Below are 646 nucleotides of genomic sequence, written 5' to 3' on the forward strand. Positions count from 1 at the left end.
TGCTCGACCGCAAGCCCCGCGCGCTGTCCGGCGGCCAGCGCCAGCGTGTGGCGATCGGCCGGGCGATCGTGCGCAACCCGAGCATCTTCCTGTTCGACGAGCCGCTGTCGAATCTCGACGCGGCACTGCGCGTGCAGATGCGCATCGAGCTGGCGCGGCTGCACGACGAGCTCGACGCGACGATGATCTACGTCACCCACGACCAGATCGAGGCCATGACCATGGCCGACAAGATCGTCGTGCTGCAGGGCGGCGTGGTCGAGCAGATCGGCTCGCCGATGGAGCTCTACCATCACCCGCGCAACCGCTTCGTGGCCGGCTTCATCGGCTCGCCGAAGATGAACTTCCTCGACGTCGCGGTGCGCGGGGTCGACGCCGAGGGAGTCGACGTGGCGCTGCCCGGCGGCGACTGCCGGGTGCCGGTCGAGGGCGACGGCATCAATGCCGGCGACACGCTGACCCTGGGCATCCGCCCCGAGCACCTGAAGCTCGACGAGCAGGGCCCGCTGGAGGGCAGGATCGTGGTCATCGAGCGCCTCGGCGGGGTCACCTCGCTGTATCTCGAGCACGGCGACAGCGAGTGGATCCTGGTCGCCGACGGCGACGTCGCCCATCGCGTGCACGACGCGGTGCGCTTCTCCTTCGA

General features: G+C 69.5%; 1 protein-coding gene. It reads left to right on the forward strand.

Going from position 1 to position 646, the window contains the following annotated elements; genetic code table 11:
- Positions 1-646 (forward strand): ABC transporter ATP-binding protein (locus tag R6258_RS18760; protein WP_318453469.1); only part of this gene is annotated, 646 nt, incomplete at both ends.

Source organism: Halomonas sp. HP20-15, assembly GCF_033446685.1.
Classification (GTDB): Bacteria; Pseudomonadota; Gammaproteobacteria; order Pseudomonadales; family Halomonadaceae; genus Modicisalibacter.